At 60.9% G+C, this 678-nt stretch carries 2 protein-coding genes; both read right to left on the reverse strand.

Annotated features, from left to right (window positions below; genetic code table 11):
* Positions 1-327, reverse strand: a 327-nt coding sequence (locus BN1800_RS39635) for a cytochrome c-type biogenesis protein (protein ID WP_087006383.1), incomplete at its 3' end; no start/stop codon positions are given.
* A 190-nt stretch (positions 328-517) separates the two neighbouring features.
* Positions 518-678 (reverse strand): cytochrome c-type biogenesis CcmF C-terminal domain-containing protein (locus tag BN1800_RS39640; RefSeq protein WP_143534274.1); only part of this gene is annotated, 161 nt, incomplete at its 5' end.

Consider the following 678-nt stretch of genomic DNA (forward strand, 5'->3'; position numbering starts at 1 on the left):
CAGCAGCACGAATTCGCCGTAACGCGAGACGATGTAGTTCAGAACCTCCTCGTCGGTGTCGCCATCGGAGATGCGCTGGCGCACCAGGAGCCTGAGGTCCTTGGCAAGGTCGGCATTGGAATCGTCGATCGACTGGTTCTGGCAGACCATGCAGCGCAGTTCGGCCGACAGTGAGCGGGCGCGGGCTTCGCGCGCCGGATCGGCAAGCACCTCGTCGGGGTTCACGGCGAGGGCGGGAAAAGAGGCGAAGAGTATGAAGAGGGCTACGAGAATGCGAGAGAAAAAGTGCGACGTTCTAGGGATGCGCCGAACCTCTCCTCCCCTCACTCCTGTGCCTGTCACAGGAAATGAGTCTCCTGCGCCCGAAGACTTGGGCGCGCTGGATTCCTGTGACAAGCACAGGAATGAGGGAGACAATGAACCTGTCACTCCGCCCTAACCTTCAGTTTGCCGTTGAAGCGGTGCTGACGCGCTGATCCTTGCATGCCAAATATCAAATTGCAGCTTGACTGGCGCATTACTCTGCCGCCTCCATGGCCGGTTTTACCGGTTTCGCCTTGCGGCGCGGCGCGCCGACGCGCAGCCGCCTGTCGGAGAGCGATACGAAGCCGCCCGCCGCCATCATCAGCGCCCCACCCCAGATGCAAAGAATGAACGGCTTCCACCAGATGCGAACGA

The organism is Rhizobium sullae, assembly GCF_900169785.1.
GTDB classification, from domain to species: Bacteria; Pseudomonadota; Alphaproteobacteria; order Rhizobiales; family Rhizobiaceae; genus Rhizobium; species Rhizobium sullae.